Origin of the sequence: Candidatus Dactylopiibacterium carminicum (genome assembly GCF_014736495.1) — a bacterium.
In the GTDB taxonomy this organism is placed as follows: Bacteria; Pseudomonadota; Gammaproteobacteria; order Burkholderiales; family Rhodocyclaceae; genus Uliginosibacterium; species Uliginosibacterium carminicum.
In genome coordinates this window covers 19,990-40,298 of record NZ_MDUX01000001.1, presented here as the reverse complement: position 1 = coordinate 40,298, position 20,309 = coordinate 19,990, and the positions used below count along the sequence as shown (strand labels likewise).

Below are 20,309 nucleotides of genomic sequence, written 5' to 3'. Positions count from 1 at the left end.
AAGATGATGCGCTCCGACCACCATCTCTGGAGCACGCCATGGCCGCCAGCGCAGACCGCTTCGTCGCCCTCTTCATCGACGCCGACAATGCCCCGGCCTCGCACATCGACGTGATCCTCAACGAACTGGCAGGTTTCGGCACCGTCAGCATCCGCCGTGCCTACGGCAACTGGAAGGGCGAACGCCTCACCTCATGGGAGCGCATCCTGCATGAATATGCGATCCAGCCGATCCAGCAGTTCGATCTCACCAAGGGCAAGAACGCCACCGACATGGCACTCGCCATTGATGCCATGGACGCCTTGTATTCCCGGCGCGTGGACGTATTCGCACTGGTCTCCTCGGACTCCGACTTCACTCCGCTGGCCACCCGTCTCCAGGCCGATGGCAAGCTGGTGGTAGGGTTTGGCGAACGCAAGACGCCCGCCCCCTTCGTCAACGCCTGCTCGAAGTTCCTCTACCTTGACTGTGAGGAAGCCGCACCACAGGGTGAGAACGGCCATCTGCCCAGCGCCAGCGTGAAGAAATGGAGTGCCAAGGAACTCAAGGGCGATACGAAGCTCGTAACCTTGCTGCGCAATGCCGTGCAGGCCGCCGAAGGGGACGATGGCTGGTCTCCACTGGGCCGTGTGGGCAGCCAGATCGCCAACCAGGCATCCTTCGATTCACGCAACTACGGTTACAAGAAGCTGGTCGACCTGTTCCGCGCTGCAGATCTCTTTGATCTGGAGTCGCGCGAAGACAAGGGCGTTTTCCTGCGCGACCGACGCAAGCCCAGGAACACCTGACTGTCTGCAGGCCCTGACACCTGCAGCCCCGCCAAGGCAAAACGAGGATTCCAGATGCAGACGCACGCCCCCCGAGCCGACTGCAACACAGCTTCCCGCCGGAGCAGCCTGCGCCTGCTTGTGCTGGCCAGCCTGCTCCCTCTGCTCGTGGCTTGCGGAGGTGGCGATCCGCTGGGGTTGTACACCTCGGTATGGATCAACACGCTGGATGCGCCTTCCGAACGCAATCGTGGCGAAACCATCACCGTCGAAGCCACCGCTGGCTACTTCGGCGAGATATCGGGTGGCGACCTGCGCTGGGATCTGAACCAGATCAGCGGCAACAGCATCAGCGACCTCACCAGTGAGGTGGACGACAACAATCGCCACGTCCGCTTCCGATTCACCGCACCCGATGGGCAAGGCGGCCTGTTGCTGGAGATCCGCGTGCGCGCCCGGCATTTCGCCGACACCCGGCGCTTCACCATCCGCATCCGGGACTGAGCTGCAGATATCTGCGCTCAGGGCAAGGCAGCCTGGCCGGACCTTCGCAGCCTTGCGCCTTGTCCGGTGGGCGTAGCAAAGGTATCGTTGCGCCATGTCGCGCCGCAACATCGTCCAGCACATATCCCACGCCGCCTTTTCCTGGCTGCCGCAGCTTCAACTGCGGTAGCGTTCGCGCCACCGCGGGAAACCGTGGTGACCCGTCACAGCACTCCGGTTCCCACATGCCACCGGAGAAACCCGATGCAAGAATCCCCCGCCCAGTTCCGTCTCGGTATCACGCTCGCCATCCTTGCGGCGACCGGCTTCGCAGCCAAGGCCATCTTTGTCAAGCTCGCCTACCGCCACGGTGTAGACGCCATCAGCCTGCTCACCCTGCGCCTTGGCTATACCCTGCCCATACTCGGCATCGTCTGGCTGCTGCGCGGCGGAGAGCGTGGTGCGCCGCTGACCTGGCGCGACCGGGGATGGCTGATCCTGCTCGGTCTGCTGGGCTACTACCTCTCCAGCCTGTTCGACTTCCTCGGCTTGCAGACCGTCAGCGCCAGCCTGGAGCGCATGATCCTGTATCTCTACCCCACGCTCACAGTCCTGTTCTCGGCCCTGCTCACACGCACCGCGATCTCCCGGCGCATCTGGCAGGCGCTGCCGCTGACCTATGCCGGTATCGCCCTGGTGATGCTGCCAGAGTTCCAGGCCATGCAAGCCGACCTTGCCGGCGTACTGCTGATCGTGGCCAGCACAGTGTGCTATGCGCTCTACCTCACCTGGAGCCCGGCCGTGATCACGCGCGTCGGCGCGATGCGCTTCACCGAACTGGCACTGAGCGTATCCGCCCTCGCCATGCTGCTGCATTTCGCACTGACCCGACCAATTTCCGGCCTTGCAGCACAGCCGCTCGCCGTCCATGGGTGGAGCGTGCTGATGGCGCTGCTGTCGACCGTGCTGCCGATCTACGCGCTGGCAGCGGCCATGCGGCGCATCGGCGCCGGCCGCGCCGCAGTGGTCGGCAGTTTCGGCCCGCTGCTGACGATCATGATGAGCATGGGCGTGCTCGACGAACACTTCGCACCGCTGCAATGGAGCGGCGTGATGCTGGTGTTTCTGGGTGTATGGCTTGTCAGCCGCGCGCCCAGGCCGGGAGTTCAGCCGTTGGTAAGCCCGGCCAGCCAGGGTGGCAAAGCCAGCAAGGCGGGATAACTCGCGGCATCGAGCGCCTGCAAGGGCGGGCCATTCAAGGCAGCAATCCGCGCGGCCAGCAAATCAGTGGGCATGCCCCCCGGTGCCACGTGATCGGCGGCACAGGCCATTGCCCACAAACCGCCGTACAGCGGCACCGGCGTGAAAAAGGGCGTGACGAGGGTGAATACCTCGCGCAGGCTGGCCAGCAGCGCCCGTATCTGCGCCGGCTGCCCCAGCGGCAATCCCAGTTGCATGCAGAGCGCGCCATCGGCCCTCAGCAACGCTTTGCCGGCGGCGAACGCCTCACGGCGGAACAGCGATGCCGCCGAGGTATCAGGATCGGTCAGGTCATACACCAGCAGATCAAAGCGCTCATCTGCCACAGCCAGCTGCTCCAGCGTGACAGCCGCATCGCCAAGCTTCACGCTGACACGCGGATCGTCCAGCGCCCCCTGATGCAGCGACGGCAGATACTCGCGGGTCAAGTCGATCACGGCAGCATCCAGTTCGGCGATCACCACCTCCTCCATCCCCGGATACCGGAGCAGTTCGCGGGCCGAAGCACCATCCCCACCGCCCAGCACCAGCGCCCGCCGCGGCCCCGCATGCGCCAGCCCCGGCATATGGACCAACGGTTCGTGGCACAGAAAGGCATCCGCCTCACTGGCCATCGCACGTCCATCCAGTGCATACAAACGACCAAGACGGTCGCTCTCCCAGACCTCCCAAGCCTGATACGCGCTGCAGCCCCGTGCGAGGCAGCGCCCGTTCAGGCGCAGTTGCCAGCCGGGCAGATGCTGGCCGAGAAAGCAGGTTTCCATCGACAGAGAAGACTGATTCATGAACCTCATCCAGTCAGAAAACTTCGTCCTTTGGGGTAAAAATGACAAGCGGTGCGCAAGTTCCGGCGGCTGCGGCCGATATGCAAAAGTCTGTCAAGAAGTTGCAGCGTTCTCCGCACAAGGAATCCGCATGCCTGCGCCCACGCCTCCATTCGTGGAGGAGCTCACCATCCATCATGTCGGCCGCGTGGCTCCCGCACTGCTCGATGCTGTACGCCGTGGCGAAGCCCTGTAACTGGATCTCTCCGGCATCACACGCATCGACACCGCCGGCGTGCAGTTGCTGCTGCAACTCTCCCTTACGGCACAACGTACGGATGCGCGCCTTGATCTTCACGCGCCGAGTCTGGTTGTCCGGGAACTGGTGTCGTTCTATCGGCTGGAAGGCCCGATATTCCAGCCCGACCATGAAGACGGCAATACGCCATGAACCCTGGCGAATCCGCCCAGCTTGAATGGTTGCCCCTCTTCGTGGCGGAAAGCAAGCTGCTGCTGGACAGTCTGGAAGCCAGACTGCTCGAACTGGAACATCAGCCGCAGACACGCGAAACACTGGACGCGATCTTCCGCGCAGCCCACAGCCTCAAGGGCAATGCCACAGTGGCAAGACAGATCGAAATCGAATGGCTTGTCCACGTGATGGAAAGCGTCCTCACCCGCCTGCGCAATGGCGAATTGCGAGTGGACGGCGGGCTGGTATCCGCACTGCTGGCCTGTTGCGACCATCTGCGCTTTCTCGTCAACCAGGCGCACCAGCCGGACACAGGCAGCCCGATCTTTGCCAATGCCGACCGGACTCAACTGATCGGTCTGCTGGTCCCCTATCTCGACGTGCCGCCCGATCCGGCGCCACTCCCCGCCACAGGCGCCGGGCAATGCTGGCAGATACGCGTGAGCTTTGGCAGCGATGCGTTACGCCGAGGGCTTGATCCGCTCAATTTCCTGCACCACCTGGAGACGCTTGGCCGCATATGCACGTTGCGGACCTGCACCGAACGGCTGCCTGAAGAAGATTTCGACCCGGAATCCTGTTATCTGGGCTTCGAGATCCTTCTCGATAGCAAGGCGGACAAGCAGGCACTGGAAGACGCCTTTGCCTTCGCCAGTGAGGTCTGCGAACTGAGCATACTGCCACCAGCACAACTCACCGGACGCTACCGCGAGCGCCTCGAATCCTTGCCTGACGACGACCTGCAGACCGGCGAGATGCTGGTTCGCGTGGGCGCGATTACGCCAGCCGAACTGGCAGCCAGCCTGCGCCGGCAACGCGCAGGGGCGACGGTACCGCTGGGCGGACTGCTGGTGGCAGAAGGCTACATCAACGCGGATGTCGTCGAAGCCGCACTGGCCCGCCAGGCACAGGCCCGCCAGATACGTAGCCGCAATTTCGAACTGCTACACCTGCCTCGTTCCCGCATCGAATCCTTGCAACAGACCCTCACGGCGCTGCGCACCGGTCTGGCAGAGGCAGTTCCCGATCTCGCCCAACTGCGCGCAATGGCCGACGTGCTTCAGGAACAGGCCCGTGCCTTGCAGGAAACACGTTACAGCGAACACCTTCACAGGCTGCACCGCATCGTGCGGGACGCCAGTTATGCATTAGGCAAGCAAACCGAATTGCTGGTGACTGGCGCAGACATCTTTCTCGACAATGTACTGGCAGAAGCGCTGGACGAGATGCTGCTGCATCTCCTGCGCAATGCCGTCGATCACGGCATCGAGCCGCCAGCCGTGCGGCAGGCACTGGGCAAGCCAACGACGGGCACCATAAGCATCACCCTCCTGCGACGCCAAGACTCGTTTCAGGTGAGCGTGCGGGATGATGGTACCGGCATCGACCGACACCACCTGCTGGACCGCGCTCTAGCATTGGGCTATCCCACCGGACAGGCGGGAAGCGAAGAAGATCTGCTGCAGCTCGTCTTCAGCCCCGGCTTCTCCACCGCAGCAGGCCCCGGCGCCTATTCGGGCCGCGGCGTGGGCCTGGATTTGGTACGTGAACGGATACGAGCCCTGGGCGGTGATATCCAGCTCAGCAGCAGAACCGGCAAGGGATGTCTGTTCAAGCTCACGTTCCCGGTGGCGTGCCCATGAGCGCACCGATCAAGGTTCTGATCGTCGATGATTCGATCCTGGTGCGCGAAGCTGCACGCAGCCTGCTCGAGCGCCAGCCGGGCATCCGCGTCCTGGATACCGCCATCGATCCGCTTCACACGATGGAAAAGATGCGTCGTGAATGGCCCGACGTGATCGTGCTGGACATCCAGATGCCGCGCATGGACGGTTTGAGCTTCCTGCGCAAGATCATGGCCGAGCGCCCCACTCCGATAGTGATCTGCTCCTCGCTGGTGGGCAACGGCGCCCAGACGGGCGTGGAGGCACTGACAGCCGGTGCCGTGAGCCTGATTTCCAAACCCAGGGCAGGCGTCGCGGCATTCTTCGAGAACGAAAGCGACAGTATCGTCGCAGCCGTACGCGCAGCCGCCCAGGCCAACATGCGTCGACTGAGCGAGCTGGCGAACCGCACGCCCGTATAGATCCCCCCGCCAGCCCCGATGGGGCTCCGCCATCGAATACTCGGCAGCCGACGTCTGATTGCCCTGGGCGCTTCCACTGGCGGCACACAAGCGCTGGAGGTTGTGCTGAGTTCCTTGGGCACCGATCTGCCAGGAATCGTCATGGTGCAGCACATGCCGCCCGGCTTTTCGCGCAGATTCGCCGAGCGCCTCAATGAAGACCTGCGACTGGAGGTACGCGAGGCCGAAAATGGCCAGCGTGTGGAGCCCGGCCTGGCACTGCTGGCAGCAGCCGGCCGGCAGATGCGCCTGAAGCCGCAGGGGGATGGCTACGCGGTGGAGGTGATCGACGGGCCGATAATCAACCACCATAAGCCCTCGGTCGATTGCCTTTTCAGCTCCGTGGCAAAAGTGGCCGGCACCAATGCCATTGGCGTAATCATGACCGGCATGGGTGACGACGGAGCGCTGGGCATGAAGGAGATGTTCGACACAGGTGCCGTGACGATCGCCGAAGCGGAAGAAAGCTGTGTCGTCTTCGGTATGCCCAAGATGGCCATCCAGCGCGGCGGCGTACGCGAGATCCTGCCCTTGCACCAGATTGCAACGCGCATCTTGCGCTGGGTCGACAGCGGCCGATAGGCAGTCCGGGCACTCCAAGCCCTCGCACAAACGGCTGATGCAGCAGTGCTGCCCCGAGGGGGCTTGAGACGGCCCGGCGACACAAAGGCCCCCACGCTCTCCCCGCTACGCGGGGTCGCGGCCCCCCAAGGGGGCACTTTTTGTCTTGGGACGGCCCGGCGACAAAAAAGCCCGCGGCAAGCGCGGGCTCTGGATTACACGATTGCGGGCATCAGCGGCGACGCATCGCACGCAAACGCCGGATACGCTCCTCGGTCGCCGGGTGGGTGGCGAACAATCCAGCCACGCCACGACCGGACAAGGGATTCATGATCATCATCTGGCCGGTTTCCGGGTGCGCTTCGGCGGCCGCCATCGGGATGCCACGCGCGTAATGATCGATCTTCTGCAGCGCATCCGCGAGTGCATCGGGGTCACCGGAAATTTCCGCCCCGCCGCGGTCGGCCTCGAACTCGCGCGCACGCGAAATAGCCATCTGGATCAGCATCGCCGCCAGCGGCGCGAGGATCGCCACTGCGATCGTGGCAATCGGATTGGACCGCCCTTCGGAATCACGTCCGCCAAAGAACATCGCGAAGTTCGCCAATGCCGAGATCGCGCCGGCCATGGTCGCAGATATGGTGGAGATCAGGATGTCGCGATGCTTCACGTGCGCCAGCTCGTGTGCCATCACGCCGCGCAGCTCACGCTCGGAGAGCATGCGCAGGATGCCACTGGTGGCGGCCACAGCGGCATTCTCGGGATTACGGCCGGTGGCGAAGGCATTGGGTTGGGCTTCATCAATGATGTAGACACGCGGCATCGGCATCTGCGCCCGGGCGGCAAGCTCACGCACCATGTTGTACAGATAGGGCGAACTGGCCGCATCGACTTCGCGCGCGTTGTACATGCGCAGCACCATCTTGTCGGAGAACCAGTACGAGAACACGTTCATCGCACCGCCAAAAACCAGTGCGAGGATCATGCCCTGCTGGCCGCCGATCATTCCACCGACCGCGCCGAACAAGGCCACGATGCCCGCCATGAGTATCGAAGTCTTGAGCCAGTTGAACATTGGTAATTCCTGCCTTTCGTTATCGTCCCGTGCTCATGCACGCGATCTTTAGATGGGGGTCTTGCCCAAAGATTCAATCTCCTGGCAAATCAAAGCACAAGCCGGGGGAAAGCGGAAAACCGCGCAGGAATTCACCGACAGGCAAACGCTTGCTGCCAGGCTTCTGCAACACGGTCAGCCGCAAGGCCGCATCACCGCAGGCCACCAATACGCCCGAAGCATCCGCGGCCAGCACCGTGCCAGCGTCTCCTTCACCTTGCCCGACCTTTCCTGCCCACAGCTTCAATGTCGTACCGCCAATAGTGGCCGCGCCTCCGGGGAAAGGATCAAATGCACGAAGCTTTCGGGCCAGGACTGCAGCCGGCTGTCGGAAATCGAGTTGGCTCTCGGCCTTGTCGATCTTGTGGGCATAGGTAACGCCTTGCTCTGGCTGAATGGTTGCCGGAAGCGGGCCATTTTCCAGCGCATGCAGTGCTTCGACGATCATCTCGCCGCCCAGCACGGCAAGCTTGTCCTGGAGTGTGCCAGTCGTGTCGATCGGCAGAATGGGAAGTGCCCGCTTCAAGAGCATGGGCCCGGTATCCAGGCCCGCCTCCATCTGCATCAGCGTGATGCCCGTCTCTTCGTCGCCCGCCTCGATGGCGCGGTGGATCGGCGCGGCCCCACGCCAACGCGGCAATAACGATCCGTGAATATTGAGGCAGCCAAAGCGAGGCAGGTCCAGCACAGCCTGCGCCAGGATCAGGCCATAGGCAGCCACAACCAGCACATCCGGCGCACAGTCAGCCAGAACCGCCTGTTGTTCTGAGGTACGCAGACGATCCGGCTGGTCGACCGCAATGCCATTTGCCAAAGCCACCTGTTTCACGGCGGAGGGCTGCAACTGCATGCCACGCCCGGCAGGACGATCCGGCTGCGTCAGAACGAGCGGTACATCAAACCCTGCCGCCAGAATGGCGCGCAGAGCCACTGCAGCAAATTCGGGAGTTCCGGCGAAGGCTACTTTCATGGGGAGTCGGAAGTGGTGAGTGGCATGCCGAAGGCCGGGAGCGACCTCCCGCCTCCGACTTCCGGGTTAGGCCGTGATGCGCGCCTTCTTGGCGAGCTTGGTCTTGATGCGGTTCTGCTTCAGAGGCGAGAGGTATTCGACGAACACCTTGCCATCCAGATGGTCGATCTCGTGCTGCACGCAGACCGCCAGCAGACCAGTGGCATCGAATTGGAAGGATTTCCCGTCGCGATCGAGTGCGCGCACCTTCACATGTTCGGCACGCGTGACCTTGTCATAAACCCCAGGAACAGAGAGGCAGCCTTCCTCGCAAACCTGCTCGCCGTCGCGTGCGAGGATTTCGGGATTGATCAGGGCCAGCAGACCGCTCTTGTCCTCACTGACGTCAATGACGATGACGCGCTCATGGATATTGACCTGAGTGGCCGCCAGGCCGATGCCCGGGGCGGCATACATGGTCTCCGCCATGTCATCGATCAACTGGCGGATACGGTCGTCCACAACAGCCACCGATTTGGCCACGGTATGCAGTCTGGAGTCTGGATAATGAAGGATTGGCAGGAGTGCCATTTGTCAGGAAAACCCTTGCTGTATGAGTATGCTACGTGCAGAATCTAACGCAAAACTTGAATGTCTGCAGGGTCGGCGCCTGGCTTGCGCCGCGACAGGTCGACGGATGTGCAGTCCATCCCGGAAGTGGAGTCTACCGGGCTTTCAGACGGGCGCAACCGGGCCGCGATACAACCACGCATGGGGCTCACAATGCTCAAACGAACTCTTGTCGGGCTTTTCTGCGCCGCAGTGGCAGCTTCCTCCATTGCAGCCGATGAATCCACCCCGGCGCAACTGGCGGACAACGCGCCGGATACCTACGTCGTCAAACGCGGAGATACCCTCTGGGGCATCTCCGGCATGTTCCTCAAACAGCCTTGGCGCTGGCCGGAAGTCTGGCGCATGAATCAGGAACAGATCCGCAACCCGCACTTGATCTATCCCGGCCAGATCGTGGTGTTGGATCGCAATGGCCCGACCTTGTCGCTGGGGCGCAACCTCGGCCCGAACAATACGATCAAATTGTCGCCGCAAGTGTATTCCACGCCGGCCAATTCCCCGATCACCAGCGTGCCGCTGGACGCCATCCGCTCCTTCCTGGTCGAACCGCTGGTCACCGAAGACGAGGATCTGCCTGGTCAGCCGACCGTGATTGCCATCCAGGAAGAACGCGTGCTGGCTGGCACCGGCGATATTATCTACGGCCAGAATCTGTTGCCCGAATCCCCGGCCTGGGACATCTATCGCCGCGGCAAGCCCATCGTGGATCCGGTCGGCCAGCAGGTTCTGGGGTACGAGGCACAGTTCGTTGCCACGGCACAGGTCAGTCAGCCCGAGCGCGACGGCAAGGCTGCCGAACTGAAAGTGATTGCAGCCAAGCAGGAAATCATCTCGGGGGACCGCATGATGCCTGCCGCCAAGTCAGAACTGCTGGCAGCGCCGCCCCACTCGCCGGCCAAAGGGCTACAGACTGCGGTCGCTTCCATCTATGGGGGCGTTGGCGTGGGCGGGCGCAATTCGGTGATCGTGCTGGCCGGTGGACACAATATCGGCCTGGAGCCAGGCCACGTACTGGCACTCAGCCGTGCTGGCGGCACCACGATCTACCGCGGTGACGGGCGTGCCCAGGAAATCGCCCTGCCTGATACGCCGCTGGGTCTGGCCTATGTCTTCCGCACGTTCAACCGCGTCTCCTACGCGCTGGTGATGGAAGCCAACGGCCCGGTCCGTACGGGCGACAAGGCGGCGGCTCCCTGACAGCCTTGACGCCAGGGGACGACCTCCGCCACTGGCTGCGCTTGTGTCTGGTTCCGGGAATCGGCCCGGAACGACAGTGTGCCCTGCTGGCCAACTTCGGACTGCCCGAGCGGATCTTCGCCGCCGGGCAGTTTGCTTTGGCAAAAGTGATCGGTGACCGCCTCGCCCGAACGCTACTCGACCATGACAATCAGGCGGCCATCGAGCAGGCATTAGCCTGGGCCGCCGAACCCGGCAACACCATCCTCACACTGGCTGATGCCACCTACCCAAAAAATCTGCTGCAAACAGCTGACCCTCCCAGCCTGATCTATCTCAAGGGGCGTCTTGAGTTGCTGGAAGCGCCCGCACTGGCCATTGTCGGTGCACGCAACGCAACGCCACAGGGGCTCGCAAATGCGGAAGCCTTTGCCGAAACCTTCGCCAACGCAGGACTGACCGTCATTAGCGGTCTCGCGCTTGGCATTGATGGGGCCGCCCACCAGGGAGCGCTACGCGGCAAGGCCAGTAGCATCGCAGTCATCGGCACCGGAGCAAATCGCATCTATCCGCCCCGCAATGCAGAGCTGGCGCGCGAACTTGCCGGCAAAGGCCTGATCCTCAGCGAATTTCCGCTGGATACGCCCCCCACGACACACAATTTCCCGCGCCGCAATCGCCTCATCTCAGGGCTGGCACGTGGCGTACTCGTCGTCGAAGCAGCAGTCGACAGTGGCTCCCTGATCACGGCACGGCTGGCGGCTGAGCAGGGGCGCGAGGTCTTCGCCATCCCCGGCTCCATTCACTCTCCTCTGTCCCGGGGCTGTCATCGCCTCATCAAACAGGGAGCCAAACTGGTCGAAAGCGCTGCGGATGTACTGGAAGAGCTTCACTGGCAGTCTACCGTCGTACCGACGCCCCCCGCCCCGTCACCACCGGCTGGCTACAACGGCGTGCTGGATGCCATGGGCCACGACCCCGTCAACCTCGATGCATTGCAGGTCCGCACAGGCTTGACGCCCGATGCGCTCTTCGCCATGCTGACCGTGCTGGAACTCGACGGGCGCATTGCCAGTCTGCCGGGTGGCCGCTTTCAACGAATCAACTGAAGACCGCGCTCCGCAAGGAATACGGCAACGGAACAAGCATGATCGACATCCTGGTGTATCTGTTCGAAACCTACGGTTACGCGGATGCCTGCCCTGAAGAACCCGAACAGCTCACGCGCAAGCTGTCCGCAGCCGGATTTGCGTCGGAGGATATCGCCGAAGCCATCGACTGGCTGCGCGGTCTGCGTCTCGCAGCACGTGCAGAGGGCGTCGAACAACGCGCAGACAAGCAATCCATGCGCATCCTCAGTGAACATGAAGCCTCGCGCCTGGACCTCGCGAGCCGCGGATTCCTTTGCTTTCTGGAGCACACCGGCGTGCTGGACCAACGCCGCCGCGAACTGGTGATCGAACGTGCGATGGCAATGCCCGAAACTGAAGTGGATCTTTCCAGTCTCAAAGTGATCGTGCTGATGGTGCTGTGGCAGGAACGCGCCAGTGTGGATTCCCTGATCCTCGAAGAGTTGCTCAGCGACGAATGCGAGGAAGAAGACGCCTACGACAGGGAGAGCATCACCCTGCACTGAAGTCCTGCCCGGGCGAGCTTGCCGCCCTGGAAGCACGGCTTCTATCATCCAGCAGCGAAACCCTTCGCGGCCATGCCATGTTTGGCGCCGCGCTATTCTTGTTCTACTTTCCTGATGAGCAAACAACTGATCATTGCCGAAAAACCCTCCGTCGCGCAGGACATTGCCCGCGCGCTGGGCGGCTTTACCCGCCAGGGCGACTATTTCGAGAGCGACGACTACGTGCTCTCCTCGGCGGTTGGCCACCTGCTGGAGCTGGCGGTCCCGGACGAATTCGAGGTCAAGCGCGGCAAATGGAGCTTTGCCCACCTGCCCACGATCCCTCCCCACTTCAAGCTCAACCCGATCGAGAAGAGCGCGGAACGCCTGCGCCTGCTCACTCGGCTCATCAAGCGCAAGGACGTGACCGGCCTGATCAACGCCTGCGACGCGGGACGCGAAGGCGAATTGATCTTCACCTATGTGGCCCAGCACGCTGGCACCAGCAAGCCCATTCAGCGCTTGTGGCTGCAAAGCATGACACCGCAAGCCATCCGTGACGGTTTCCTCCGCTTGCGCAGCGCCAACGACATGAGCGGCCTGCGTGAGGCCGCGATGTGCCGCGCCGAGAGCGATTGGCTGATCGGCATCAACGGCACCCGTGCGATGACGGCCTTCAACTCCAAGAGCGGCGGTTTCCATCTCACCACCGTCGGTCGCGTGCAGACGCCGACGCTGGCCCTGGTGGTCGAGCGCGAAGAACGCATCCGCAAGTTCAAGAGCCGTGATTACTGGGAAGTTGAAGCCCGCTTCGGCGTATCTGCCGGGGAATACGCCGGCCGTTGGTTTGACGAGGCCTTCCGCAAGCCGGAAGACGACGAGCACGCCGCAGCGCCCCGCATCTGGGACAAAGCCCGTGCCGAAGCCATCCTCGCCAAATGTGCCGGCAAGCCCGGCAAGGTCGAGGAAGAGTCCAAACCTTCCACCCAGCTCTCGCCGCTGCTGTTCGACCTCACTTCGCTGCAGCGCGAAGCCAACGGCCGTTTCGGCTTTTCGGCACGCACCACCCTGCAACTGGCGCAGGCGCTGTATGAAAAGCACAAGGTGCTGACCTATCCGCGGACCGATTCGCGAGCCCTGCCGGAGGATTACCTGCTCACCGTATCCGGCATCCTCGGCGCCTTGCCCGATGAGTACGCCGGTTTCTCGGCCCAGATCCTCAAGCGCGGCTGGGTCAAACCCAACAAGCGCATCTTCAACAACGCGAAGATTTCCGACCACTTTGCCATCGTGCCCACTGGCACCGTACCGAAGAGCCTGTCGGAAGCGGAATACAAGATCTACGACCTGGTCACCCGGCGCTTCCTCGCGGTGTTCTTCCCCGTCGCGGAATACCAGGTCACCACGCGCATCACCCGCGTCGAGGGCGAAGCCTTCAAGACGGAAGGCAAGGTCCTGATCAACGCCGGCTGGCTGACCATCTACGGCAAGGAAGCCGCGCTGGAAGGGAGCGAAGGCGAGGCAGCGGGCTCGCTGGTACCGGTGCAGGCCGGTGAAGGCGCGCAGACTGAAGAGCTGATCCTCAAAGCACTGCAGACCAAGCCGCCGGCACGCTTCAACGAAGCCACGCTGCTCTCAGCCATGGAAGGCGCCGGCAAGCTGGTCGACGACGAAGAGCTGCGCGCGGCAATGGCCGGGCGCGGCCTCGGCACGCCGGCCACGCGCGCGCAGATCATCGAAAACCTGATCGCCGAAACCTATATGCTGCGTGAAGGCCGCGAGCTGATCCCTACAGCCAAAGCCTTCTCGCTGATCACGCTGCTCAAGGGACTGGGAATCAGCGAACTGTCGTCTGCCGAACTCACGGGCGAGTGGGAATACAAGCTCGCACAGATGGAAAAGGGCGAGCTCTCGCGTGCCGAGTTCATGAAGCATATCGAGGCGATGACGCGCGAAATCGTTGAACGCGCCAAGACCTACGACTCGGACACCATTCCGGGCGATTTCGGCATCCTCCAGGCGCCCTGCCCGAAATGCGGCGGCCTGATCCGCGAGACCTACAAGAAGTTCCAGTGCTCGGACTGTGACTATTCGCTGTGGAAGATCGTGGCCGGCCGACAATTCGAACCGCATGAGATCGAAACCCTGCTCACCACCGGACGCGTTGGCCCCCTGATCGGCTTCCGCAACAAGATGGGCCGGGCGTTCAACGCCGAAATCCGGCTCAATGACGACAAGCTGCCGGAATTCGACTTCGGCCAGCCACGCGAAGGCGAAGCCGCCGAAGCTCCGGACTTCTCCGGTCAGCAAAGCCTGGGGGCCTGTCCGAAATGCGGCAACGGCGTCTTCGATCATGGCAGCACCTATGTCTGCGAAAAGGCGGTCGGCCCGGAGAAATCCTGCGATTTCCGCTCAGGCAAGGTGATCCTGCAGCAGGCCATCGAATCGGAGCAGATGCAGAAGCTTCTGGCCAGCGGCAAGACCGATCTGCTGCGCGGCTTCGTGGCTTCCCGCACGCACCGCAAGTTCTCGGCGATGCTGGTCTGGGATGCCAAGGCAGGCAAGGTCGGTTTCGAATTCGAGCCTCGTGCCCCCAAGGCTCCGAAAGCGGCTGCCGCTAAAACTGCTGACGGCGATGCCCAAGAAGCTGCGCCCGCGAAACGCAGCCGCGCCCGCAAGGTGGAAGCCTGAGTAGCGCCTCATGAATCAGCCGGCGTCCGCCACCGCTACCTTGCCCTGGCGCCAGGCGTGGCTGGCGCAGGCCCGCCAGCACCCCTGGAGTGCGGCAGGGCTGATCGCGGCATTGTTGGTCATCCTCTGGCTGCTGGCTCACAGCCTGCTTGCCATCGCAGACGGTACGGCCGCGCGTGGCCTGCGCGAAGGCCTGCTTGCCGGCCTGGCTGGCTTTGCCGCCACGGCACTGGGCGCTCTGGGCGGCCTGTTCCTGCAGAAGCTGAGTGCCCGCGCCGAAGACAGCATGCTCGGTTTTGCCGCCGGCATGATGCTGGCGGCCAGCTCTTTCTCGCTGATCCTGCCTGGCATCGAAGCAGCAGAAGGCATCACCGGGTCAGGCGTTCTGGGGGCACTGGTGGTGCTCGGTGGGCTCGCACTGGGCGTGGCGCTGATGCTGGGCATGGATCAATTCACGCCGCACGAGCACGAGAATGTCGGCCCCTGCGGCCCGGGCAGCGAACGCATCAATCGCGTCTGGCTGTTCGTGATGGCCATCACCCTGCACAACCTTCCCGAGGGTATGGCAATGGGGGTGAGCTTCTCGCAGGGAGATTTGAGTGTGGGCTTGCCGCTGTCTTCCGCCATCGCGATCCAGGACATCCCGGAAGGACTGGCCGTGGTGATGGCCTTGCGTGCAGCCGGCATGAATACACGCAACGCAATCCTGATGGCAATGGGCTCGGGTCTGATGGAGCCGCTCGGCGCCCTACTCGGCGTAGGCCTGGCTTCAGGCTTTGCGCTGGCCTATCCGATCGGGCTGGGACTGGCGGCCGGTGCGATGATCTTCGTGGTTTCACACGAAGTGATCCCCGAAACCCACCGCAATGGTCATCAGACCTATGCCACGCTGGGCCTCATGGCAGGTTTCGGTCTGATGATGGTGCTGGATACCGCGCTTGGTTAGTCCAACGCATGGCGCAACACCCCCGCCAGGGCAATCTGCGCAGCCGCACGCCTCACCTCGGCACGCGAACCCGGCAACAGCAGGGTTTCGCATACGGCTTCCACGCCACGCCGCTGCCAGCCGAAACACACCGTGCCCACGGGTTTCTCCGCCGTGCCACCGCCCGGCCCGGCAATGCCAGAGACCGCCACGGCCACCTGTGCGGATGAACGGGCAAGAACGCCAGACAACATCTCGCGTACCGTCTGTTCGCTGACGGCGCCGTGCGCATGCAGCGTCAGTGGCGAAACGCCAAGCAGCTCCACCTTGGCTTCATTGGAATAGCTCACGATTCCCCGGTCGAACCAGGCGCTGGAACCGGCAACCTCCGTCACCAGGGCACTGACCAGACCGCCGGTACAGGACTCCGCCGTTCCCAACTGCCAGTGGCGGCTCATCAATGCCTCACCGACACGGGTAGCCAGGGAAATAAGGTCAGGTGTCATGTTGCAGCTCCTGGAAACATTGTTCGACGCTGGATCGCAGTATCGACCAGATCGTGGGGAAAACTTCCGCCACGAGTTCAAGGCGCCCAAGCACCTGCGACAGCTGCACGCCATTCTCGCGCCAGGAGCGGCCCCGATGGCTCAGATTGTGCAGAACCGGCAACAGGCGATCGAGCGCATTCGCATAGCGCGCTTCCGGGGTCTGGCTGGCGGTGAATTCTTCCCACAGCGCCCGCAGGCGCTGCGCATCGGCATTCGCCAACGGTGCCAACAGCCCCTCCAGGGCGACACGCTCGCGGACTTCAGCGTCGGCTCGTTCGCTGGCGTAGACGAAGGTGTCACCACAGGCGATCTCCGGCACATCGTGCATCAGCATGAGCAGTGCGGCATGACGTGCATCCACGACGAACGCACACTCACCCTCAAGCAGCAACGCCGCCAACGCGCAGTGCCAACTGTGTTCGGCACTGTTCTCCGGCCGCGACATCCCGGAGGGATAGCTGCGCCGCTCCACGGCCTTCAGGCCATCCAGCGTCAGCAGGAAATCCAGCAATCCTTGCGGGCTCATGCCAACCAGTTCCGCAAGGGCAGCAGGATGAGCAAGGTATAACCGGCGGCCAGCACGTCGTCGAACATCACGCCGAGACCATTCTTGAAACGAGCGTCCGCCTGCCGGATGGGCCAGGGTTTGGCGATATCGAAGACGCGGAACACCAGCACGCCAGCCAGTTGCCAGACGAAGGTGGCAGGCAGGCAGGCCAGCACCAGCCAGACGGCGACAAACTCATCCCATACGATACCGCCATGATCCACCTCGCCCAAGGCGGCTCCAGTCCGTGCGATGCACACAGACCCCAGCAGGAATGCCAGCACGAGGAAAGCCGTCAGCGCCCATTCTGAGGGCCAAGGCAGCCAGGCGAAGACCAGGGCCCAGATGCCCCAGGCCACGAAACTGCCCACGGTGCCCGGCGCCTTGGGTGCCAGCCCTGAGCCAAAGCCAAGCGAGATGAAATGGGCCGGATGGGAGAAGAGCAGAGAGACAGTCGGACGCATCAGTTGCGGAAATGTTCGTAGCCACGGCCAGGCAGCGCTTCGCAGACACCGTCGCCGCGCTGCAACCAGAGGCCAGGTTTGTCGAGGATGCGGCCGATGCGATGCAAGGGCAGCTCGCAGTGGCGCCCGATGGCCTCCACCTGACCACGCCGTTCCCGTGGCGCGGTAAACAGCAGTTCGTAGTCATCGCCACCGCTGAGGAGTGCGGCCGTGGCGCGCTCCGTACGGCGGCAGGCGGCCAGCAGACATTCGAGCGGTAGCGCCGGTTCGTCGAGCACGGCACCGACAGCCGAACGCTCCAGGATGTGTGCCAGATCGCCCAGTAGCCCATCGGAGACATCCAGCATCGCGCTTGCCGTGCCACGTAGAGCACATCCCAATGCCACACGCGGCATGGGCCGGTGCAGGCGCTCCAGACAGCTCTCGCCCCAAGCGCCCACCAGTTGCAGCTCGCCCAGCACCTGCGCGAGGCCCAGAGCGGCCATGCCGGGCCAGCCGGATATCCAGACATCGTCGCCATGGCGTGCACCATCGCGGCGGATGGCACGGCCTGCAGGCACTTCGCCGAAAACGGTAGGCGCGAGATTCAATGGCCCACGCGTGGTGTCGCCACCGATCCAGTCAACACCATAAGCCTCGCAGCAATCGCGAAAACCGCGTGCGAACGCCGCGACCCAGGACTCATCGACAGCCGGCAACGAGATCGCCAGCGTGATCCAGCGCGGCTCAGCACCCATCGCCGCCATGTCCGATACGTTCACGGCGGCAGCCTTCCAGCCCAGCAGGCCCGGATCGGCTTCGGGCAGGAAATGCGTGCCGGCCACCAGCATGTCGGTCGACACCACAAGCTGCATCCCTGGACGCGGCACGCACAGCGCGCCATCGTCCCCCACGCCCAGCTCGGTGTGGCTGGTGGGGTAGTTGAAATAACGCCGGATCAGATCGAATTCGCCGGCCATCGCGGGATCAGTCGCGCGTCTTGCGTTGCTTTGCAGCGTGCTCCACCTCGGCGGCACGCACCTGCGGTGCAAACTTGTCGAGCACGCCATTGATGTAGCGATGCCCATCGGTACCGCCAAAATCCTTGGCCAGTTCGATGGCCTCGTTGATCACGACTCGGTAGGGCGTTTCGATACGATGCGTGAGTTCATAGGCGCCCAGCAGCAGGATCGCGCGCTCGACCGGGGAGAGTTCCTCGGCCGGCCGGTCCAGACAACCGGACAGCGCAGCCTCCAGCGTATCGGCATTGCCACTGGCGCCACGCAGCAGCACCAGTGCCAATGGTCGATCCGCACGCCCCCAGGCCTCGCATTCCTGCGCCAGGTGGTCCTCGATCATGGGCAGCGAGTTGCCGCTCATGCGCCATTCGTACAAGCCTTGCAACGCGACTTCGCGTGCCAGGCGGCGGGCACTCTTCTTGGCTTCGCTCATGCGCGGAGGGTCCTCAGCAGGTTGGCCATTTCGATGGCGCACTCGGCGCATTCGCGCCCTTTCACGCCCATGCGCACTTCGGCCTGTTCATCGGTATTGGTGGTCAAAACGCCATTGGCGATAGGCACACCGGTATCCAGTTGCACACGCGTGATGCCGGACGCCATTTCGTTGGAGACCACCTCGAAATGATAAGTGTCACCACGGATCACGGCCCCCAGTGCGATCAAGGCATCGTAGCGGCCACTTTCGGCCAGCGTGCGCAGCGTCAACGGCATTTCCAACGCCCCCGGCACCTTGGCGACGAGGATGTTCTCGGGAGCGACTTCACGCTTGAGCAGCTCGGCGATGCTTGCGCCAAGCAGACCTTCGCCAACGACGGCATTGAAGCGGCCGACGACGATGGCGATGCGCAGATCCTTGCCGCGCAGATCCTGATGGATCTCGATGATGTTTTCGAATCGGGACATGAGGTTCCTGTCAGAAATATGGAAAGATTCTTGGGTTCATACGGTTTTGCCTTCAAGCGTAGAACAAGGCGGGACGCTGCAGACAGTGCTGTCGCACGGCAAAGCGATCCAGCGCTGTCATAGGTTTGAGGGCGAAGCCGTATCAGGCGGTGCCAGGTTTTTCATGCCCAGTTACCTCCAGGCCGAAACCAGTCATGCTGGGGATGCGCCGGGCCGGTGCCATGACGCGCATCTTGCCGACGCCCAGATCGCGCAGGATCTGCGCGCCGATGCCGAACAGGCGCGGATCCCATTTTGCTGCAGGCGGCAACGGGTCCTTGCGCACCCCCAGCGCGGACAGCATCTCGTTACTGCTTTCCGGGCGACGCAGCAGGATCAGCACACCATGACCATTCTTCGCGATCCGCGAGAGCGACTGATCGATGCTGAAGCTGTGGCGGCTGCTGTCCGGGTCGAGAAAGTCCAGCACAGACACCGGCTCATGCACCCGCACGAGCGTTTCGACCTCGGGCTTGATCTCGCCAAGATACATCGCCAGGTGGAGCTCGCCGGAGGTCCGGTCGGTAAAGGCCGCCAGCTGGAATTCGCCGTGTGCGGTCTGCACCGCTTTGTCTGCCACGCGCTCGATCAGCGTCTCGACTGCGGCGCGGTAGTGGATCAGATCACGGATCGCGCCGATCTTCAGCCCATGCTGCTGCGCGAAGGGGATGAGGTCCGGCAGGCGGGACATGCTGCCATCCTCGTTCATGACCTCGCAGATCACGGCGGCCGGCTCCAGCCCCGCCAGCCCGGCGAGATCACAACCGGCCTCGGTATGGCCGGCCCGTACCAGCACTCCGCCCGAACGGGCCTGGATGGGAAAGATGTGCCCGGGCTGCACGATGTCGGCCGGGGTGGCGTTGCGTGCCACGGCGGCCTGCACGGTGCGTGCGCGATCGGCGGCGGAAATGCCGGTGGTGACACCTTCGGCAGCCTCGATGGAGACCGTGAAGGCGGTGGTGAACTGGCTGCGGTTGTCGCGCGCCATGGGATTCAGGCCCAGCTGACGGCAACGATCCTCGGTCAGGGTGAGACAGATCAGCCCACGTGCGTGCCTGGCCATGAAATTGATGGCTTCAGGCGTGATGTGCTGCGCGGCGATGACGACGTCACCTTCGTTCTCGCGGTCCTCATCGTCGATGAGGATGACCATACGGCCGGCACGGATATCCTCAATGATGTCGCGGATGGGTGACAGACAGCTGTCTTCGGGTGTTTTCATGGTTCGGCCCTTGCGGGCGTGAGGGGATGGCGCAACGAGCGCAAGCCCGCATT

The 20,309-nt window shown here is 63.2% G+C and carries 23 protein-coding genes; 12 read left to right on the top strand and 11 right to left on the bottom strand.

All coding sequences use genetic code 11. The annotated features are described in order from the left end of the window. The first annotated feature begins 38 nt into the window (after window positions 1–38). The 3 genes from BGI27_RS00220 (at window position 39) to BGI27_RS00210 (ending at window position 2,471) form a co-directional block, all read left to right on the top strand. Window positions 39–788, top strand: a complete 750-nt coding sequence (locus tag BGI27_RS00220; protein ID WP_095522923.1) for an NYN domain-containing protein — start codon at window positions 39–41, stop codon at window positions 786–788. A 54-nt stretch (window positions 789–842) separates the two neighbouring features. After that, on the top strand, window positions 843–1,271 hold the full coding sequence (locus tag BGI27_RS00215; RefSeq protein ID WP_095522922.1) for a hypothetical protein: 429 nt from the start codon (window positions 843–845) through the stop codon (window positions 1,269–1,271). A 243-nt stretch (window positions 1,272–1,514) separates the two neighbouring features. Beyond that, on the top strand, window positions 1,515–2,471 hold the full coding sequence (locus BGI27_RS00210) for a DMT family transporter (RefSeq protein ID WP_095522921.1): 957 nt from the start codon (window positions 1,515–1,517) through the stop codon (window positions 2,469–2,471). On the opposite strand, the gene BGI27_RS00205 is transcribed toward BGI27_RS00210, so the two are convergent. Further along, the gene (locus BGI27_RS00205) at window positions 2,417–3,295 is read right to left on the bottom strand and encodes a spermine/spermidine synthase domain-containing protein (RefSeq protein ID WP_170942862.1); all 879 of its coding nucleotides are present in this window, start codon (window positions 3,293–3,295) and stop codon (window positions 2,417–2,419) included. The two genes, BGI27_RS00210 and BGI27_RS00205, sit on opposite strands and share 55 nt — an antisense overlap. A gap of 235 nt (window positions 3,296–3,530) precedes the next feature. Here BGI27_RS00205 and BGI27_RS00200 point away from each other — a divergent pair, with 235 nt between their 5' ends. The 4 genes from BGI27_RS00200 to BGI27_RS18595 are packed head-to-tail and all read left to right on the top strand — an operon-like array spanning window position 3,531 to window position 6,453. After that, window positions 3,531–3,725 (top strand): STAS domain-containing protein, encoded by a 195-nt coding sequence (locus BGI27_RS00200; RefSeq protein ID WP_095522919.1) that lies wholly within the window; start codon window positions 3,531–3,533, stop codon window positions 3,723–3,725. Then, window positions 3,722–5,389 carry a chemotaxis protein CheA gene (locus BGI27_RS00195; RefSeq protein ID WP_095522918.1) on the top strand — a complete coding sequence of 556 codons (1,668 nt, stop codon included), beginning with the start codon at window positions 3,722–3,724 and terminating at the stop codon, window positions 5,387–5,389. Before BGI27_RS00200 ends, BGI27_RS00195 begins: the two co-directional genes overlap by 4 nt. Beyond that, entirely contained in the window at window positions 5,386–5,832 is a 447-nt protein-coding gene (locus BGI27_RS18600; RefSeq protein ID WP_317984266.1) for a response regulator, read from the top strand. Before BGI27_RS00195 ends, BGI27_RS18600 begins: the two co-directional genes overlap by 4 nt. An 18-nt stretch (window positions 5,833–5,850) precedes the next feature. Beyond that, complete coding sequence (locus BGI27_RS18595; RefSeq protein ID WP_317984265.1) at window positions 5,851–6,453, top strand: CheB methylesterase domain-containing protein; 603 nt, start codon at window positions 5,851–5,853, stop codon at window positions 6,451–6,453. Window positions 6,454–6,664: 211 nt separating this feature from the next. Here the strand turns inward: BGI27_RS18595 and htpX are convergent, their stop codons facing one another. From htpX to def, 3 genes are all read right to left on the bottom strand, one after another. Beyond that, a complete protein-coding gene (gene htpX / locus BGI27_RS00185; protein WP_095522917.1) occupies window positions 6,665–7,507 on the bottom strand; it encodes a zinc metalloprotease HtpX in 843 nt (280 codons plus the stop codon). 73 nt (window positions 7,508–7,580) lie between these two features. Then, window positions 7,581–8,516 (bottom strand): methionyl-tRNA formyltransferase, encoded by a 936-nt coding sequence (gene fmt, locus BGI27_RS00180; protein WP_095522916.1) that lies wholly within the window; start codon window positions 8,514–8,516, stop codon window positions 7,581–7,583. Between the two features lie 66 nt (window positions 8,517–8,582). Continuing rightward, the gene (gene def / locus BGI27_RS00175; protein WP_095522915.1) at window positions 8,583–9,086 is read right to left on the bottom strand and encodes a peptide deformylase; all 504 of its coding nucleotides are present in this window, start codon (window positions 9,084–9,086) and stop codon (window positions 8,583–8,585) included. A gap of 192 nt (window positions 9,087–9,278) precedes the next feature. Here def and BGI27_RS00170 point away from each other — a divergent pair, with 192 nt between their 5' ends. The 5 genes from BGI27_RS00170 to BGI27_RS00150 all read left to right on the top strand — a co-directional run bounded on the left by BGI27_RS00170 (window position 9,279) and on the right by BGI27_RS00150 (window position 15,556). Beyond that, window positions 9,279–10,325 carry a LysM peptidoglycan-binding domain-containing protein gene (locus tag BGI27_RS00170; RefSeq protein ID WP_170942860.1) on the top strand — a complete coding sequence of 349 codons (1,047 nt, stop codon included), beginning with the start codon at window positions 9,279–9,281 and terminating at the stop codon, window positions 10,323–10,325. A gap of 5 nt (window positions 10,326–10,330) precedes the next feature. Continuing rightward, window positions 10,331–11,413: a DNA-processing protein DprA gene (gene dprA / locus BGI27_RS00165; protein ID WP_223871496.1), complete on the top strand. Its 1,083-nt coding sequence runs from the start codon at window positions 10,331–10,333 to the stop codon at window positions 11,411–11,413. 38 nt (window positions 11,414–11,451) lie between these two features. After that, a complete protein-coding gene (locus tag BGI27_RS00160; RefSeq protein ID WP_095522912.1) occupies window positions 11,452–11,940 on the top strand; it encodes a Smg family protein in 489 nt (162 codons plus the stop codon). Window positions 11,941–12,054: 114 nt separating this feature from the next. Continuing rightward, window positions 12,055–14,610 carry a DNA topoisomerase III gene (locus BGI27_RS00155; RefSeq protein ID WP_095523009.1) on the top strand — a complete coding sequence of 852 codons (2,556 nt, stop codon included), beginning with the start codon at window positions 12,055–12,057 and terminating at the stop codon, window positions 14,608–14,610. A 10-nt stretch (window positions 14,611–14,620) separates the two neighbouring features. Next, on the top strand, window positions 14,621–15,556 hold the full coding sequence (locus tag BGI27_RS00150; RefSeq protein ID WP_095522911.1) for a ZIP family metal transporter: 936 nt from the start codon (window positions 14,621–14,623) through the stop codon (window positions 15,554–15,556). Here BGI27_RS00150 and BGI27_RS00145 read toward each other — a convergent pair. From BGI27_RS00145 to ribBA, 7 genes are all read right to left on the bottom strand, one after another. Further along, entirely contained in the window at window positions 15,553–16,041 is a 489-nt protein-coding gene (locus BGI27_RS00145; protein WP_095522910.1) for a CinA family protein, read from the bottom strand. The two genes, BGI27_RS00150 and BGI27_RS00145, sit on opposite strands and share 4 nt — an antisense overlap. After that, the gene (locus BGI27_RS00140; RefSeq protein WP_095522909.1) at window positions 16,031–16,609 is read right to left on the bottom strand and encodes an HD domain-containing protein; all 579 of its coding nucleotides are present in this window, start codon (window positions 16,607–16,609) and stop codon (window positions 16,031–16,033) included. The genes BGI27_RS00145 and BGI27_RS00140 overlap by 11 nt, the downstream gene beginning before the upstream one ends. Further along, complete coding sequence (locus BGI27_RS00135; protein WP_095522908.1) at window positions 16,606–17,094, bottom strand: phosphatidylglycerophosphatase A family protein; 489 nt, start codon at window positions 17,092–17,094, stop codon at window positions 16,606–16,608. The genes BGI27_RS00140 and BGI27_RS00135 overlap by 4 nt, the downstream gene beginning before the upstream one ends. Beyond that, window positions 17,094–18,053, bottom strand: coding sequence for a thiamine-phosphate kinase (gene thiL / locus BGI27_RS00130; RefSeq protein ID WP_095522907.1), 960 nt, complete (start codon window positions 18,051–18,053; stop codon window positions 17,094–17,096). The genes BGI27_RS00135 and thiL overlap by 1 nt, the downstream gene beginning before the upstream one ends. Before the next feature lie 7 nt (window positions 18,054–18,060). Continuing rightward, on the bottom strand, window positions 18,061–18,525 hold the full coding sequence (gene nusB, locus BGI27_RS00125; RefSeq protein ID WP_095522906.1) for a transcription antitermination factor NusB: 465 nt from the start codon (window positions 18,523–18,525) through the stop codon (window positions 18,061–18,063). Further along, window positions 18,522–18,995, bottom strand: a complete 474-nt coding sequence (gene ribH, locus BGI27_RS00120; RefSeq protein ID WP_095522905.1) for a 6,7-dimethyl-8-ribityllumazine synthase — start codon at window positions 18,993–18,995, stop codon at window positions 18,522–18,524. The genes nusB and ribH overlap by 4 nt, the downstream gene beginning before the upstream one ends. 142 nt (window positions 18,996–19,137) lie before the next feature. Continuing rightward, on the bottom strand, window positions 19,138–20,256 hold the full coding sequence (gene ribBA / locus BGI27_RS00115; protein WP_095522904.1) for a bifunctional 3,4-dihydroxy-2-butanone-4-phosphate synthase/GTP cyclohydrolase II: 1,119 nt from the start codon (window positions 20,254–20,256) through the stop codon (window positions 19,138–19,140). Window positions 20,257–20,309: the final 53 nt, after the last annotated feature.